Here is a 14,557-nt window from a genome sequence, read left to right on the forward strand (position 1 = left end):
TGATAGGTTCATGGACAAAGTTCTGAGCCAATAGCTCTGCCCACGACCGGGCTGATGGCTCGTGTAGTTTGTAGAGGACGTACGTCTGATGGTACAGAATAACAAGGTTTTGACAGTTTCCTACGGAACCTTCTCGTGCACTTTGGAAGGATTTGACGATTCTTTTGAAACGATGAAGTCGATTGCCGAATACTTCCGCGACCTTGCAGCGGATGACAGGTATTTTGGGTCCGAACCTCCGCAACCAGACGCCGAAATGCTGACCCGCATTGCTCAGCGAGATGCGACGCGTAAAGTCGAAGCCAGCCAGAGCGAAAACGGATTGCTTCTGCGGGCGCAAGACCGTGCCGCTTCACCGCCCCTTTCTACCGCGCCCATGACCCCGCCCAGTACCCCAAGTGCTCCGGCCTATACCGCTGCCCCCTCACAGTCCGCGTCCATCGCAGAGGCCGAGCCGGTTGAGGGTCGACCCGAACCCGCCGCCGATAGTATCGCCGCAAAGCTGCAACGGATCCGGGCGGTGGTCTCTCATAGCGAAGAAAACTCGGTGATCTACGCCGAGGATGAAGATTCCCCCCTGATGAAATCCGAAACCGGCCCAACTGATGCCGTATCGGCTGCCTTTCAGGCCGGAACTCTGACCCCCACAGATCTGGCCGAATCCCCCGCGGCCGATGCTGAGGTTGAAGCGGCTCAGGAATTTGAGCCCGAACCTCAGATGGACATGCCCCCACCCGCCGCGGAAGAGGCAGAGATCGAAGGCCCGGCCCAAGAGACCCCCGCCGTGCCAGAAATTGATGTCGCACCTACTGCCGACGACGTGACCACTGTCGAGGCAGAAGAGGTTTTGATTTCGGATCTGAGTGCCGAGACGGACGAAGCCGAGAGCGACGAAATCGACAATATCCTGACAGAAGACATTTCGGCGGACGCAGACGAATCTGAAGAGGTTGCCGGCTATTTGACCGAAGAAGACGAGGAAACTCTGCTTGATGAAATCGCCAGCGTCGAAGCCGTGTTGTCCGCCCGTGCATCCGAGCCTCTGCCTGAGGAACCGAACCTGGACGAGGACGTTTCTCGCCTGATGGAAAAGGCGGTCAAACAGATGGATGATCCCGCGACCGCCAATCAGCGCGAGACATATTCCCGTCTGCGCAATGCAGTGGCCGCAACCAATGCTGATCGTGCAGATGCGCTAAACCGTAATCAGGCTCAGCAGATCAGCCCGCGCCGCCCCGAAAGCAATGTTACAACTGCCCGTCCCAAGGCAGAGCCTGCCGCTCCCCTCAAGCTGGTTGCTGAACAGCGCATCGACAATAAAGACGAGGATGAAATGGGGCCGATTTCTCCGCGCCGTGTAAAATCCAAACCGCTGGGTCTTCCGATCGAGGAAAGCGGCTTTGCGCACTATGCGCAGGAACAGGGCGCACAATCTCTGCCGGACCTGCTGGAAGCTGCGGCATCTTATCTGTCGTTCATCGAAGGACAGGAACAGTTCTCGCGCCCGCAACTGATGAACAAGATCCGTTCTCTCAAGCAGGACGATTTTAATCGCGAGGAAAGCCTGCGCTCATTCGGGCAACTGCTGCGCGACGGCAAGATTGAGAAAGCTGGCGGAGGTCGGTTTGCGGCTTCGGACGAGATCGGGTTCCGCCCTGACGGAGATGAACGCGCCGCAGGCTGAATTCAAACCGAAAAGAAAAAAGGGCCGGAGACCAACTCCGGCCCTTTTTCATTGGGCGATCTTTTGTGGGCAGGCGTATGAACCCGCCGCAGGATGAGCCCCGAATAGGCCGCTTAGTCAGAGGATCCGTTAGGATCTTCTTTTCCAACACCTTTGAAGATGAATTTGAAAGGCAGAGCCCACAAAATGCCGAGCGCTACGTATACCAGAAGTTCCAACCATATTGGTGGCCGGTCCAACCAGTTTATCACCGTCACCACCGCAACGATATAAGCCGGCAGGCCAATCAGCAGCAGCACCATCGACCAACGACGACGCGCTTTATAGCTCAGGCCATTTTTCTGTTCGCCGGCCATCAGTCAGCAAACGGGTCTGTCACCAAAATGGTGTCGTCCCGCTCTGGGCTAGTGGACAGCAATGCAACCGGACATTCGATCAACTCTTCGACCCGACGCACATATTTGATGGCATTTGCAGGCAAGTCCGCCCAACTGCGCGCGCCTTCCGTTGATTCGCTCCAACCAGGCACCTCTTCGTAGATCGGAGTACATCGTGCCTGCTGATCGGCTGCAGTGGGAAGATAATCCAGACGCTTACCGTCAAGGTCATAGGCAACACAGATTTTCAGCGTCTCGAATCCGTCCAGTACGTCCAGCTTGGTTAGCGAAATACCGTTTACGCCACTAGTGGCACAGGTTTGGCGCACTAGACAGGCATCAAACCAGCCGCAACGCCGCTTGCGCCCGGTGGTCGTACCAAACTCGTGCCCACGCTCACCCAGACGCTGGCCATCCGCATCATCCAATTCGGTTGGAAACGGCCCCTCACCCACACGGGTCGTGTAAGCCTTTACGATGCCAAGGACAAAATCAATCGAGCCGGGCCCGATGCCGACGCCGGTCGCCGCCTGACCGGCGATCACGTTGGACGAGGTCACAAACGGATAGGTTCCAAAGTCGATGTCCAGAAGGGCACCCTGCGCGCCTTCAAACAGAATACGCTTACCAGCCTTGCGCTTTTCGTTCAGTACTTTCCAAACGGGTGCTGCGAAAGGCAGAATCTCGGACGCAATTTCCCTTAGCTGAGCAATCAGTGCATCGCGGTCCACGGGTTCGATCCCCAATCCCTTGCGCAGCGGGTCATGGTGCTGCAGCGCGCGATCTACGCGTGCCTCAAGGGTCGCCTCGTCTGCCAGGTCAGCAACCCGCACAGAACGCCGCCCAACCTTATCTTCATATGCGGGGCCAATTCCCCGACCCGTGGTCCCGATCTTGGTTCCTTTGCTTGCCGCCTCTTCGCGTGCGCGGTCCAGTTCACCGTGGATGGGCAGGATCAGCGGGGTGTTCTCTGCGATCATCAGCGTTTCGGGCGATATCTCGACCCCCTGCGCCTGGATCGTTGCGATCTCTTTCAGCAGGTGCCAGGGGTCAAGAACAACGCCATTGCCAATGACACTCAGCTTGCCGCCACGTACCACACCGGATGGCAGAGCGTGCAACTTATAGACGGCACCGTCGATTACCAACGTATGACCGGCATTATGCCCGCCTTGAAAACGCGCGATCACATCGGCCCGTTCACTGAGCCAATCGACGATCTTGCCTTTTCCTTCGTCACCCCACTGGGCGCCGACAACAACCACATTGGCCATATCTGGTCCTTTTGCGCTGAGATATCAAACCCGGCTCGTATAGCGATGTGTCAGCGACAGGGAAACCGATAATTCGCCGCAGATCATAACCACACTGTGCGTGGTGCCTCCGGCGGAGTTATTTTTGGCTAGATGAAGAGAGGATCCCTTGCTTCATCTGGCTCAAAATACCTCGGGGGAGTCGCGGCTTGCCGCGGTGGGGGCAGCGCCCCCTTTCTAGCCATTCGACAAATGAACGGGTTCACCATGTGGAGTCGTCAGATAGGCCTCCTCCCAATCCAACGAGACTGCAGCGACATCACTTGGGTTCGCGTCACCCATTTCGGCTAAATAGGCCTCGAGTGTTTCCAGCCAGGCATGGAAATAGTCGTTGCCACCATTCAGCTCTTTGCTCAGACCATGGCGTTTTAGCATCTTCGAAAATCGATCGGCCCATTCCGACCATTCGAATCGTCCCGCTTCATTCAGCGCGACAGTGACCGCAAAGACCTGTGCATGCCAGGGCTCTGCGAATGCCAACTCGGGTAATGGCTGTGCGTTACACTCACTCATCGGGCACCAGATAGCTTTGCCACAGATCTAATATGACCTCGTCATTTCGGTTCTCGGGATCGGCCCAAAGCTCCGAGGCCGGGAATGCAACCGCATATAATGGTTCAGGTGCCTCTCCCAGACCATGAGCATTGGAATCCGGCAAAACATGCGTCCCATGCAGGCGTAATATCCGACCGCAAGCGCCAGAAGCGTAAGATGGCAATCTGGTATGACCACCGTTTTTCAGGCGGTTGGCAGCCGGTCGTACTGTACGCACCTTTTGGCCGGGATCAAACTGCACCGCGATATTCGAGGGTCGATCAGCCGGACCGCCTTTGGACAGTGCGCCCTCAACCGCCCCGGCTGTCAGCGCGCGGGAAGCCAAAGGATGTGAAGCATCCGTTCCTTGGCCCAGAAGGTCTTCCAATGTCAGGACCCCCTGCTCTACCAACAGATCTGCAAGTGCTGACACCCATTTTTCGTAGTAAGAGAATCGTGCATAGTCTTTGGGCGACAGTCGTTCGCGTGCATGGCGCGAGATGTCGATATTCCATTGTCCCAGAAACCCGGCAGCCAATGTCAGTGCCAATGCGCGCCCGTGCCATTCTTCTGGGAAAATCACTGCATCTTGGGATTCGGGGATCACCGGACCGTCGCCGAACCGTCCTCCCATATCGTGAACGCGGGTCATGACGGCACCTTTGGCAGGCCGGTTCCGATCATACTGTCACGGGTCACAAGCGCGGTCAGGTCGTCTTCGGTCATCCCATCGGTGCCATCGGGGCGCATGGGTAGAACAAGATAGCGTATCTCGGCCGTTGAATCCCAAACCCGCACGGCTGTTTCATCCGCCAGAGAAACTCCGAACTCTGACAAAATTTTACGCGGCTCACGCACGGCCCGCGCACGATAGGCATCCGATTTATACCACCCCGGTGGAATCCCCAACAAAGGCCATGGGTAGCAACTGCACAGCGTGCAAACGACCATGTTGTGGAGATCAGGGGTATTTTCGACAACAACGATATGTTCACCTTGCCGACCGTAAAAACCAAGCTTTGTCACCTCGGGCGTTGCATCCTTAAGCAGTGCTGCCTTAAAGGCCGGGTCAGTCCAGGCTTTGGCAACAACCCGGGCACCGTTCTGCGGGCCAATCTTGTTTTGGTAAGTGTCGATGATCTCATCCAAAGCGGCCGGGTCGATCAGCCCCTTGCGGGTCAGAATCGTTTCCAGCGCCTTGACGCGAAGGGCGGGTTCAGGCGGCAATAAGGCGTGCGGATGGTCGGGATCGTCATGTGGCATGGGTCGCAGCCTGCTTTACCATCCCCTTGCCTGTCCAGTCTCTTTGCTGTGATCCCGAAGATCACTTGGCGTGATGGTAACTCGTGACTTGCCCCCGGAACCAAACTTGCATAAGTACCTCGCGATACACGCCACGCTGTACAGGACCACCATGGAAAACGTCGTTCTCATTATCCATCTTCTTCTGGCTTTGGGCCTGATCGCCGTCGTCCTGATGCAGCGGTCCGAAGGCGGCGGCCTTGGCATGGGTGGCGGCGGAGGCGGTGCCATGGCTGGCCGGTCGGCTGCAACAGCATTGGGCAAGGTGACCTGGATTTTAGCCGCGTGCTTTATCGTCACTTCGATCACACTGACCATTCTGGCGGCACAAAAATCCTCGGGCAGCTCTGTGCTCGACCGGATTGGGACACAGGCACCGGCCGCGACCGAAGAAAGCACACCGGCAATTCCGTCGGCGGATGACCTGTTGCCTCCGGCACAGGGTGACAACGCGCCTTTGATCCCGCAGGCCAACTGACACACAAAACCTAGAAACAGAAAAGAGAACTGCAACAGCATCTTGCGGTTCTCTTGCGCTATTGGCGCGAATCCTTTATACGTGAAGTCCCGTGATGCAGCGGTTTTTCTTGAACCGCCGGGCAGCTGATATTGACGTCTCACGGGGAGCAGCCGAAAAACATGGCGCGTTTTATTTTCATCACTGGTGGTGTGGTTTCATCCTTGGGCAAAGGATTGGCTTCGGCGGCTTTGGGCGCGTTGTTGCAGGCCCGCGGATATTCGGTGCGTCTGCGCAAGCTGGACCCCTATCTGAATGTCGATCCGGGCACCATGTCGCCTTTTGAGCATGGCGAAGTGTTCGTTACAGATGACGGGGCAGAAACCGATCTGGACCTTGGCCATTATGAACGTTTTACCGGCGTCGCCGCGCGCAAAACCGACTCGGTCAGTTCCGGGCGGATTTATTCCAACGTGCTGGAAAAAGAACGCCGCGGCGATTACCTGGGCAAAACCATTCAGGTGATCCCGCACGTCACCAATGAGATCAAGGATTTCATCGCCATAGGCGAGGATGAAGTCGATTTCATGCTGTGCGAGATCGGCGGCACCGTGGGCGATATCGAAGGCCTGCCCTTCTTTGAGGCCATCCGCCAATTCAGCCAGGACAAACCACGCGGCCAATGCCTGTTCATGCACTTGACCCTGCTGCCCTACATCAAAGCCTCGGGCGAATTGAAAACCAAGCCAACCCAGCACTCGGTGAAAGAGCTGCGTTCGATCGGTCTCGCCCCCGACATTCTGGTCTGCCGGTCCGAAGGCCCGATCCCGACGAAGGAACGTGAAAAGCTGGCTTTGTTCTGTAACGTCCGCCCCGATAGCGTGATTGCTGCGCAGGACCTCAGCACCATCTACGATGCTCCGCTCGCCTACCACCGCGAGGGACTGGATCAGGCGGTTCTGGATGCCTTCCAGATCAGCCCTGCCCCCAAGCCCGATCTGACCAAATGGGAAGACGTCAGTGATCGCATCCACAATGCCGAGGGCGAAGTGAAGGTCGCCATCGTCGGTAAGTACACCCAGTTGGAAGACGCCTATAAGTCGATAGCCGAGGCGCTGACCCATGGCGGGATGGCCAACCGTGTCCGCGTCAAGGTCGAATGGGTCGATGCCGAGGTATTCGATACCGAAGAGGCCGCCCCGCATCTGGAAGGCTTCCACGCGATCCTCGTGCCCGGCGGATTCGGTGAGCGCGGTACCGAAGGCAAAATCAAGGCTGCGCAATACGCCCGCGAACATAAAGTGCCCTACCTGGGTATCTGCCTGGGCATGCAGATGGCCGTAATTGAGGCCGCGCGAAATGCCGCTGGCATCAAAGAGGCCGGGTCCGAGGAATTCGACCATGAATCCGGTAAAAAGCGTTTCGAACCGGTGGTCTATCACCTGAAAGAATGGGTGCAGGGCAATCACAAGGTCGAACGCAAAGTCGGTGATGACAAGGGCGGCACCATGCGCCTGGGAGCCTATGACGCAGTTCTGGCCGAAGGGTCAAAAGTGGCCGATGTCTATGGCGGTACCGCCATCGAAGAGCGCCACCGCCACCGCTATGAAGTGGACATCAAATACCGCGACAAGCTGGAAAAAGCTGGTCTCAATTTCTCAGGCATGTCCCCCGACGGCCGGTTGCCAGAAATCGTCGAGTGGTCGGATCATCCGTGGTTCATTGGGGTCCAGTACCACCCCGAGCTGAAATCAAAGCCGTTCGACCCGCATCCTTTGTTCCGCGACTTTGTGCGCGCTGCCAAGGACACCTCGCGTCTGGTCTGACACCAGGCACGAAAGCAGATTGTATCGGTCAGCGCGAAAAGACTGTACGCGCTGACCCTTTGCACGGTTAACTGTCCGCAACTCAGAGATAGGAGACCGTCCATGACCGATCAGATCACCAATGCACTGACATTCGCGGCCCTGCACAAAAAGGGCGAACCGGTTATCCTGTACAATATCTGGGATGCTGGCAGTGCCGGTGCCGTGCGCGACGCTGGCGCCCAAGCCATTGCCACTGGAAGCGCTCCTGTTGCGATGGCACAAGGGTTCAGCGACGGCCAAAACATCCCGATGCAGGCCGCGCTGGACAATGCTCGCCGGATTGTCGAATCCGTTGATCTTCCGGTTACTCTGGATTTCGAAGGTGCGTATGCGGCTGATGCTCAGGGTATCTCTGCCAATGTCAGGCTGGCCCTTGAATCCGGCGTTGTCGGCTTCAACTTCGAAGACCAGATCATCGGATCAAATGAGTTGTACGATATTGAAACTCAGGCCGCCCGTGTCAGCGCGATGCGTGAAGGTTGCGATGCGGCGGGCGTTCCTGCGTTTATCAACGCGCGGACCGACATTTTCCTGAAGGCGCAGCCCGAAACCCATGATGATGCGATGCTGGAAGAGGCAATGGTCCGAGCACAAGCCTATTCAGATGCAGGGGCCAGCGGATTCTTCGCCCCCGGCCTACGGGATCAGGCCATGATTGCCCGGTTAGTAGAGTCAATCGACCTGCCGCTAAATATCATAGCATTACCCGGCACACCGGACACCGCCACTTTGGCTGGGCTGGGAGTCGCGCGTATAAGCTATGGCCCTGTACCCTATCGGAAAATGCTGGCCTGGCTGCAAGACGAAGCGCGAAAGGTACTCTGACCCAGCGCGCTATCCGGCTGTAGCAGGCGGTCTTTTGATCATTCTGAGCCTTGCGCGATAGTCCGTGCTTGGCGGGTTATCAAATATGGAATAATCTCTGACCATGTTGAAAAAACTCTTTCAGGCTTTCCGCCCGCCACAACACGACAATCTGCCCGACCCAGACGCTGAACTTGCACTCGGGGCGCTTATGGTGCGCGTTGCACAAGCGGACAGGGATTATAAGCTGGAAGAGATCAGCCTGATCGACCGTATCCTCGCCCGACTTTATCAACATAATGCGATCGAAGCCGCAAAGGTCCGCGCCACCTGCGAGAAACTGCACGCAGCCGCACCGGAAACGGACACGTTCGGTAAGCTGATCCGGGAAACCACGGACCTGCACGAGCGCTTGGCCGCTTTGGATGCCCTCTGGGAGGTGGTTCTGGCCGACGGGAATACAGATGAGGGCGAGATGAAAATCGTCGAAGAAGCCCGCATCGCCATGGGTCTGAGCTTTAACGACAGCAAGACCGCCAGAAAGCGTGTGCAAAGACGCTTGGAAGAGGCGTAAGGCCTCTCTATACCTGTCTCATGTTTATTGATTTTCTGTCTCGACTGACCCAGCCTCAGCCCGCCCCTTTCACCGATGACGATGCTCGACTGGCCTTGACGGCCCTGCTGGTGCGCGTTGCCCGATCTGACAACGACTATGCCGACAGTGAAATGGCGCGAATCGACCGGATTTCGATTGAACGCTATGACCTATCCCCGTTCGAAGCCGCCGGCCTGCGCGCCCGCGCCGAAGATCTCGAGGCCGAAGCACCGGACACCGTACGGTTCACTCGCGCAATCAAAGAGGCCGTTGCCTATGACGACCGCCTGGCAGTCGTTCAGGCCTTGTGGTCGGTCGCTCTGGCGGATGGGCACCGCACGGGTGAAGAGGATTCCTTACTGCGACTGGTCGTCAGCCTGCTGGGCATCAGTGATGTCGACTCTGCAATGGCCCGTCAAAAGGCTGCCAAATCTTGATAGCCACGCTGGGCATGTACGACATGCCTGCGCTGCGCCCTGCGAATGATCGGTTTTGGGCATCGATTCGGGATTACCTTGGCTATGGCCCCGCAAACCTAAACCGAGACCGGGATGTCTGGGATGTCTGGTTGGACCCGGATCTGGTTTTTGCCCAGACCTGCGGCATGCCCTATCGCACCCGGTTGCATGGCAAGGTGCAGTTGGTTGGAACGCCGGATTACGCGTTGCCTGGCTGCCCACCTGGCCATTACCGGTCAGTTTTTGTAGCCCGCCGCCACGACCCCCGCGATCTTGATGAATTGGCCGATGGTGTTTTTGCCTATAATGAACCGCTGTCGCAATCCGGATGGGCCGCCCCAATGGTTCACCTTGAACGATACCACCGAACACCATCGTCGGTTCTGCAATCCGGTGGTCATGCGCTGTCTGCTCAAGCCATTTCCGAGGGCCGTGCCGATTATGCCGCGCTGGATGCGCTGACATGGGAGATGCTGAAGGTCCATTCCGACCTTCCAGAAGCTCTGCGTGAGGTCGCCGAAACAACCCCAACCCCCGCGCTACCTTATATCACAGCGAAGGATCAGGACGCCGCTCAGATCGCACGCGCAGTTCGCAACGCGATTCAAACCATGTCACCGCAAGATCGGAACCTTCTGCACCTGCATGACCTGATCTCTATTCCTGCCAAAGATTATCTGCGCGTCCCAAATCCGTCGAAATTGTAAACTGCGATGGATAATTCATGATCAAATTGACCAGAACGCTTCGTCAAATTGACGGAATCACCCACTTACTCTGTCATTTGCGCATTGCATTGAGCTGATTTTTAAGCCCTAGTACCGCACCAACACCAATAACACCTGGACCAACCGTGACAGATTCAACTCCCGTCATTGAGATCAAGAACCTACACAAGAGTTTCGGCAATCTGGAAGTGCTGAAGGGCGTGGATATCACTGCCAGACGGGGCGATGTCGTATCTTTGATTGGGTCCTCGGGGTCTGGGAAATCCACTTTATTGCGGTGCTGCAACCTGTTGGAAGACAGCCAGCAGGGCGAAATCCTTTTCAAGGGTGAACCTGTTCGTTGGTCCGGTAACAGCCACACGCGCCGGCCTGCTGATGCGAAACAGGTTCTGCGCATTCGCACAAACCTGTCGATGGTTTTCCAACAGTTCAACCTGTGGGCTCATTTGACCATCCTGCAGAACGTGATGGAAGCACCTGTAACGGTATTGGGCCGTGACAAAAAAGAAGTTGAAGACAGCGCACGCAGATACCTTGAAAAAGTTGGTATTGGCGACAAGTGCGACGCCTACCCCGCACAGTTGTCTGGTGGCCAGCAACAGCGTGCCGCGATCGCGCGGGGGCTGTGCATGGAGCCCGAGGCGCTTTTGTTTGACGAGCCCACGTCGGCGCTGGACCCCGAATTGGAACAAGAAGTGATCAAGGTGATCAAAGACCTGGCTGCAGAAGGCCGCACCATGATCATTGTGACCCACGACATGAAAATGGCCGCTGATATCTCTAGCCATGTCGTTTTCCTTCACCAGGGCCTCATCGAAGAAGAAGGCCTGCCTGAAGATCTCTTTACTACCCCTGAATCTCCACGGCTTCAGGGCTTTCTTTCCGCCACTCAGGCGGCATAACTTCAGATCAGAACCAAAACTGGGGAGTATCCAATGAAAAAACTGATCCTGACCACTGCGGCCCTTGCGCTGAGCGCAGGCATGGCTATGGCAGACACCATCCGGATGGGGACCGAGGGCGCCTATGCACCTTGGAACTTCGTCAATGACGCAGGTGAGATTGACGGCTTTGAGCGCGAGCTGGGCGACGAGCTGTGCAAACGCGCAGACCTGACCTGCGAGTGGGTCAAGAACGACTGGGATTCGATCATTCCGAACCTGGTCTCGGGCAACTACGATGTGATCATCGCTGGTATGTCGATCACCGACGAGCGTGACGAGGTCATCGACTTTACCCAGAACTACACACCACCGGATCCCTCCGCCTATGTTGCAATGTCGGATGACGCCGATGTTGCAGGTGGTGTGGTCGCCGCACAAACTGGCACCATTCAGGCTGGCTATATCGCCGAATCCGGCGCGACCCTGGTCGAGTTCGCCAGCCCCGAGGAAACCATCGCTGCCGTACGCAACGGTGAGGCCGATGCGGTTCTGGCCGACAAATCCTTCCTTGCCCCGATCGTCGACGAAGACGCAGATCTGCGCTTTGTGGCCGATGAGGTTCCGCTGGGTGGTGGCGTCGGCATTGGCGTCCGTGAATCCGACGGTGAGCTGAAAGAAAAGCTCAACGCAGCCATCCAATCCATGAAGGATGACGGCAGCCTGAACGAGCTGATCACCAAATGGGAAGTGTCTTCGACCTTCTAATTCTGATCCGGCGGCGTGCCCCAGTCTACGGGCGCGCCGCCCCAGCGCCTTTACCACCTGAAGAGGCCCGCCATTTTTTCGTTCTGCACTGACCCCGACACGCTGGGAACCTTCCGTTGGTTCTCGTGCTATCTGACCAATGGTGTGCATTGGTCCTTTTACCTGTCCTTCCTCAAGGTACTGGCTCTGCTTGCCGTGACGGCGCCCGTAGCGCTGGGTTTCGGGTTCGTCGGGGCCATGGCTGCCCGTTCGCACGTTCTGCCGGTCAGTTGGCTGGGTAAGGGTTATATCGCCATCGTGCGCGGCGTGCCGGATATCGCCTTTTTCATGTTCTTCGTGATTGCTTTGGATCAGGCATTCGAATGGACGCGGCATCAAATTCTCTGCCCGGACTGGACGGATTCGATCCGACAGGGCAACGACTTTATCGTCTGCCAATCTGCCAAACTGCCACTGGGCACCTCGCCGGAATGGGTGCACGAAACCTATGGGTTCTTTCTGGCTGTCATCACTTTCTCTATTGTTTTCGGTGCTTTCGCCGCCAATGTTCTGTTCGGCGGCATGCGGGCCGTACCCTATACACAGCTGGAAACCGCCGAAGCCTATGGGATGTCCCGTCGCCAGACTTTCTGGAAAATCCTTGTGCCTCAGATGTGGGTTTATGCCCTGCCCGGTCTCAGCAATCTCTGGATGGTTCTGATCAAGGCCACGCCGTTGCTGTTCCTTCTGGGCATCGAAGATATCGTGTACTGGGCCCGCGAACTGGGCAGCACCAAGACTCCGAAGTTTACGCAATACCCACACGGTGACTGGCGCATGTGGTATTTCCTGTTCCTGCTGGTTTTCTACCTTGGCTTCACCCGTATGTCCGAGATCGGGCTTGAACGCCTGATGCGCCGGCTGTCCCACGGACAGGCCACCGCCGCCGGAGAATTGCTGCGCAAGGAGACCACCGCATGAGCTGCTTGCAGACCATTCAGGACTACGGCCTGCGATCTCTTGGATATGGCGAGCGTCTGCTGCCAAAATCCGACTTTACCTTATGTGAGCACTTTACCCTGATCGGGTCTGGTATGATCTGGAATATCTATTTCGGAGTCATGGCGCTTGCGACCGGGTTTTTCCTTGCCACAGCACTGGCGCTTGGCAAAGCTTCACCCAGTTTCTGGCTGCGCAAACCTTCGGAATGGTTCATTTTCATCTTTCGTGGTTCGCCGCTGTTCATTCAGTTTTTCTTTGCCTATTTCTTCTTCCTGTCGCTGAAGAAATCCTATCCGATGTTCGATTCTCTGACGTCGGCCTGGATTGGGGCGCTGATCGTTCTGTTTCTGAACACTGCCGCCTATTCAGCCGAAATTTTCTTTGGCGCGCTCCGATCCATTCCCAAGGGCGATACCGAGGCTGCAGATGCTTATGGCATGTCCGGCTGGTCTCGCTTCCGGCGGATCGTCTGGCCCACCATGCTGCGGCTTGCCTGGCCCGCCTACACGAATGAGGCGATCTTTCTGTTCCATGCCACCACGCTGGTGTTCTTCTCGGCCTTCCCCGCCTGGCAGCAACGAGGCGATGCGCTGTATTACGCAAGCTATTTCGCGGATAAGACGTTCAACCCCTTTGTCGCCTATCCAATCCTTGCCTTCTATTTCATCTTACTGACGCTTGCGATCGTTGGGGGGTTCGGCCTAGTGAACAAGCATCTGAACCGTCATTTACCTGCGGAACGGAAAACAAAGATGCGCTTTCGCCTGAATCTGGCACGCTAAGGCCCATCCGGGGATGCAGCCGCTGCAATCCCCGGAAAAGACAATTTCTCAAATAAAAGTCGGTACCGTTTTGAGTAAAGGCAGCCCTTCGATTTGCGCGACGGCCTAGGGGCGGAACTAGCTTGGGAATTTTCTGGCAATCGGGGAGATGGTACCGCCTCCCTGGCTTGAACAGGGGACCTCTGGATCCACAATCCAGCGCTCTAACCAACTGAGCTAAGGCGGCACTTGTGAAGGGCGATGTATCGAACGCGTTCGCGGAATGCAAGAGGATTAAAGCTGAATTTTCCAGCTTTGTTCGACCAGATCAACCCCGAAGGAATGGACCGGTTTGCTATCCATCAACTGCCACCCAGTGGACCCATAAAGCGCACAGGCAGCCTTGTGGCTTTCATGCGTCCACAGCCTCATTTCAGTGTAACCGGCGCTGCGAGCAAAGCCCATGCAGCTCTCCAGCATCCGCTTTCCCAGACCCACCCCGCGCGCTTCGGGCAACAGTAAGAACAACCGCAGTTTTGCGGTCGTTTCACTCAGGGCAACGCAGAAAATACTGCCCAAAGGTTTACCGTCACATTCCGCAATCCAGCCACGCTCGCGCTTGGCATCATGGTCAGTGATAAAATCATCGAGGATTTCTTTCACCAACACGACAAAAGAGTCGTCAAAACCCTCGTCTCGTGAATACAAAAGATCATGCACAGCCACCAACCACGGCGCGTCCAAAGCTTCAAAGGGTCTGATCTGAATAGAGTGCATCCCCTATTTGAACGCAAAGGTAACTTGATTCTCAAGCCTTTGCGCGCTAGCACGAACTCTCATCCCCGGAGGCACACATGAGCATCAATACCGAAAGTGACATTCAGGCGAATTTGCAGATCGGACCAACAGATCAGGGGATGGTGCGCCTATTCATCGAAGCAGAAAACCTTGAGATTCCAATGGATTTCGATCCAGAAGAAGCCGAAGAGATTGCCGACGAGCTCCGCGCCGCCGCGCATGCCGCACGGGCAGTAAAAGGCTGACCT

General features: G+C 56.5%; 18 protein-coding genes and 1 tRNA gene. 12 read left to right on the forward strand and 7 right to left on the reverse strand.

Going from position 1 to position 14,557, the window contains the following annotated elements; translation table 11 throughout:
* Positions 1-88 precede the first annotated feature (88 nt).
* Positions 89-1,684, forward strand: a complete 1,596-nt coding sequence (locus AC2FIZ_RS05125; protein ID WP_282021377.1) for a hypothetical protein — start codon at positions 89-91, stop codon at positions 1,682-1,684.
* Between the two features lie 113 nt (positions 1,685-1,797).
* Here AC2FIZ_RS05125 and AC2FIZ_RS05130 read toward each other — a convergent pair whose 3' ends face one another.
* The 5 genes from AC2FIZ_RS05130 to nthA all read right to left on the reverse strand — a co-directional run bounded on the left by AC2FIZ_RS05130 (position 1,798) and on the right by nthA (position 5,171).
* On the reverse strand, positions 1,798-2,040 hold the full coding sequence (locus tag AC2FIZ_RS05130) for a DUF2842 domain-containing protein (RefSeq protein WP_142634590.1): 243 nt from the start codon (positions 2,038-2,040) through the stop codon (positions 1,798-1,800).
* Positions 2,040-3,335 carry an adenylosuccinate synthase gene (locus AC2FIZ_RS05135; RefSeq protein WP_142634592.1) on the reverse strand — a complete coding sequence of 432 codons (1,296 nt, stop codon included), beginning with the start codon at positions 3,333-3,335 and terminating at the stop codon, positions 2,040-2,042. Before AC2FIZ_RS05135 ends, AC2FIZ_RS05130 begins: the two co-directional genes overlap by 1 nt.
* Positions 3,336-3,551: 216 nt before the next feature.
* A complete protein-coding gene (locus AC2FIZ_RS05140) occupies positions 3,552-3,887 on the reverse strand; it encodes a nitrile hydratase accessory protein (RefSeq protein WP_281994809.1) in 336 nt (111 codons plus the stop codon).
* Positions 3,880-4,560 (reverse strand): nitrile hydratase subunit beta, encoded by a 681-nt coding sequence (gene nthB / locus AC2FIZ_RS05145; RefSeq protein ID WP_281994810.1) that lies wholly within the window; start codon positions 4,558-4,560, stop codon positions 3,880-3,882. The genes AC2FIZ_RS05140 and nthB overlap by 8 nt, the downstream gene beginning before the upstream one ends.
* The gene (gene nthA, locus AC2FIZ_RS05150; RefSeq protein ID WP_142634598.1) at positions 4,557-5,171 is read right to left on the reverse strand and encodes a nitrile hydratase subunit alpha; all 615 of its coding nucleotides are present in this window, start codon (positions 5,169-5,171) and stop codon (positions 4,557-4,559) included. The genes nthB and nthA overlap by 4 nt, the downstream gene beginning before the upstream one ends.
* A 151-nt stretch (positions 5,172-5,322) precedes the next feature.
* Here nthA and secG point away from each other — a divergent pair, with 151 nt between their 5' ends.
* From secG to AC2FIZ_RS05200, 10 genes are all read left to right on the forward strand, one after another.
* Complete coding sequence (gene secG / locus AC2FIZ_RS05155) at positions 5,323-5,688, forward strand: preprotein translocase subunit SecG (protein WP_142634600.1); 366 nt, start codon at positions 5,323-5,325, stop codon at positions 5,686-5,688.
* Between the two features lie 161 nt (positions 5,689-5,849).
* The gene (gene pyrG / locus AC2FIZ_RS05160; protein ID WP_496790680.1) at positions 5,850-7,493 is read left to right on the forward strand and encodes a CTP synthase; all 1,644 of its coding nucleotides are present in this window, start codon (positions 5,850-5,852) and stop codon (positions 7,491-7,493) included.
* 102 nt (positions 7,494-7,595) lie between these two features.
* Positions 7,596-8,360: an isocitrate lyase/PEP mutase family protein gene (locus AC2FIZ_RS05165; RefSeq protein WP_142634604.1), complete on the forward strand. Its 765-nt coding sequence runs from the start codon at positions 7,596-7,598 to the stop codon at positions 8,358-8,360.
* 103 nt (positions 8,361-8,463) lie between these two features.
* Positions 8,464-8,913 carry a tellurite resistance TerB family protein gene (locus tag AC2FIZ_RS05170; protein ID WP_142634606.1) on the forward strand — a complete coding sequence of 150 codons (450 nt, stop codon included), beginning with the start codon at positions 8,464-8,466 and terminating at the stop codon, positions 8,911-8,913.
* A 20-nt stretch (positions 8,914-8,933) separates the two neighbouring features.
* Positions 8,934-9,371, forward strand: coding sequence for a tellurite resistance TerB family protein (locus tag AC2FIZ_RS05175; protein ID WP_496790681.1), 438 nt, complete (start codon positions 8,934-8,936; stop codon positions 9,369-9,371).
* Positions 9,368-10,099 carry a phosphate/phosphite/phosphonate ABC transporter substrate-binding protein gene (locus AC2FIZ_RS05180; protein ID WP_281972317.1) on the forward strand — a complete coding sequence of 244 codons (732 nt, stop codon included), beginning with the start codon at positions 9,368-9,370 and terminating at the stop codon, positions 10,097-10,099. Before AC2FIZ_RS05175 ends, AC2FIZ_RS05180 begins: the two co-directional genes overlap by 4 nt.
* Positions 10,100-10,245: 146 nt before the next feature.
* Entirely contained in the window at positions 10,246-11,022 is a 777-nt protein-coding gene (locus AC2FIZ_RS05185; RefSeq protein WP_271946306.1) for an ABC transporter ATP-binding protein, read from the forward strand.
* A 33-nt stretch (positions 11,023-11,055) separates the two neighbouring features.
* The gene (locus tag AC2FIZ_RS05190) at positions 11,056-11,769 is read left to right on the forward strand and encodes a transporter substrate-binding domain-containing protein (RefSeq protein ID WP_271946303.1); all 714 of its coding nucleotides are present in this window, start codon (positions 11,056-11,058) and stop codon (positions 11,767-11,769) included.
* A 72-nt stretch (positions 11,770-11,841) separates the two neighbouring features.
* Positions 11,842-12,729 (forward strand): ABC transporter permease, encoded by an 888-nt coding sequence (locus tag AC2FIZ_RS05195; protein ID WP_142635158.1) that lies wholly within the window; start codon positions 11,842-11,844, stop codon positions 12,727-12,729.
* Entirely contained in the window at positions 12,726-13,532 is an 807-nt protein-coding gene (locus tag AC2FIZ_RS05200) for an ABC transporter permease (RefSeq protein ID WP_281972319.1), read from the forward strand. The genes AC2FIZ_RS05195 and AC2FIZ_RS05200 overlap by 4 nt, the downstream gene beginning before the upstream one ends.
* Positions 13,533-13,681: 149 nt before the next feature.
* Here AC2FIZ_RS05200 and AC2FIZ_RS05205 read toward each other — a convergent pair.
* Together AC2FIZ_RS05205 and AC2FIZ_RS05210 are read right to left on the reverse strand one after the other, a co-directional pair.
* Positions 13,682-13,758, reverse strand: a tRNA-His gene (locus AC2FIZ_RS05205).
* A gap of 47 nt (positions 13,759-13,805) precedes the next feature.
* Positions 13,806-14,288 carry a GNAT family N-acetyltransferase gene (locus AC2FIZ_RS05210; RefSeq protein WP_281972320.1) on the reverse strand — a complete coding sequence of 161 codons (483 nt, stop codon included), beginning with the start codon at positions 14,286-14,288 and terminating at the stop codon, positions 13,806-13,808.
* 77 nt (positions 14,289-14,365) lie between these two features.
* Here AC2FIZ_RS05210 and AC2FIZ_RS05215 point away from each other — a divergent pair, with 77 nt between their 5' ends.
* Positions 14,366-14,554, forward strand: coding sequence for a DUF6324 family protein (locus AC2FIZ_RS05215; RefSeq protein WP_496687475.1), 189 nt, complete (start codon positions 14,366-14,368; stop codon positions 14,552-14,554).
* Positions 14,555-14,557 lie beyond the last annotated feature (3 nt).

The sequence above is a fragment of the Ruegeria sp. CDSB022 genome (genome assembly GCF_059611145.1).

Excerpts from the sequence above, each read along its gene's own strand:
- AC2FIZ_RS05125 (WP_282021377.1), top strand. The coding sequence starts at position 89 with ATGGTACAGAATAACAAGGTTTTGACAGTTTCCTACGGAACCTTCTCG.
- AC2FIZ_RS05130 (WP_142634590.1), bottom strand. The coding sequence starts at position 2,040 with ATGGCCGGCGAACAGAAAAATGGCCTGAGCTATAAAGCGCGTCGTCGT.
- AC2FIZ_RS05135 (WP_142634592.1), bottom strand. The coding sequence starts at position 3,335 with ATGGCCAATGTGGTTGTTGTCGGCGCCCAGTGGGGTGACGAAGGAAAA.
- AC2FIZ_RS05140 (WP_281994809.1), bottom strand. The coding sequence starts at position 3,887 with ATGAGTGAGTGTAACGCACAGCCATTACCCGAGTTGGCATTCGCAGAG.
- nthB (WP_281994810.1), bottom strand. The coding sequence starts at position 4,560 with ATGACCCGCGTTCACGATATGGGAGGACGGTTCGGCGACGGTCCGGTG.
- nthA (WP_142634598.1), bottom strand. The coding sequence starts at position 5,171 with ATGCCACATGACGATCCCGACCATCCGCACGCCTTATTGCCGCCTGAA.
- secG (WP_142634600.1), top strand. The coding sequence starts at position 5,323 with ATGGAAAACGTCGTTCTCATTATCCATCTTCTTCTGGCTTTGGGCCTG.
- pyrG (WP_496790680.1), top strand. The coding sequence starts at position 5,850 with ATGGCGCGTTTTATTTTCATCACTGGTGGTGTGGTTTCATCCTTGGGC.
- AC2FIZ_RS05165 (WP_142634604.1), top strand. The coding sequence starts at position 7,596 with ATGACCGATCAGATCACCAATGCACTGACATTCGCGGCCCTGCACAAA.
- AC2FIZ_RS05170 (WP_142634606.1), top strand. The coding sequence starts at position 8,464 with ATGTTGAAAAAACTCTTTCAGGCTTTCCGCCCGCCACAACACGACAAT.
- AC2FIZ_RS05175 (WP_496790681.1), top strand. The coding sequence starts at position 8,934 with ATGTTTATTGATTTTCTGTCTCGACTGACCCAGCCTCAGCCCGCCCCT.
- AC2FIZ_RS05190 (WP_271946303.1), top strand. The coding sequence starts at position 11,056 with ATGAAAAAACTGATCCTGACCACTGCGGCCCTTGCGCTGAGCGCAGGC.
- AC2FIZ_RS05200 (WP_281972319.1), top strand. The coding sequence starts at position 12,726 with ATGAGCTGCTTGCAGACCATTCAGGACTACGGCCTGCGATCTCTTGGA.
- AC2FIZ_RS05210 (WP_281972320.1), bottom strand. The coding sequence starts at position 14,288 with ATGCACTCTATTCAGATCAGACCCTTTGAAGCTTTGGACGCGCCGTGG.
- AC2FIZ_RS05215 (WP_496687475.1), top strand. The coding sequence starts at position 14,366 with ATGAGCATCAATACCGAAAGTGACATTCAGGCGAATTTGCAGATCGGA.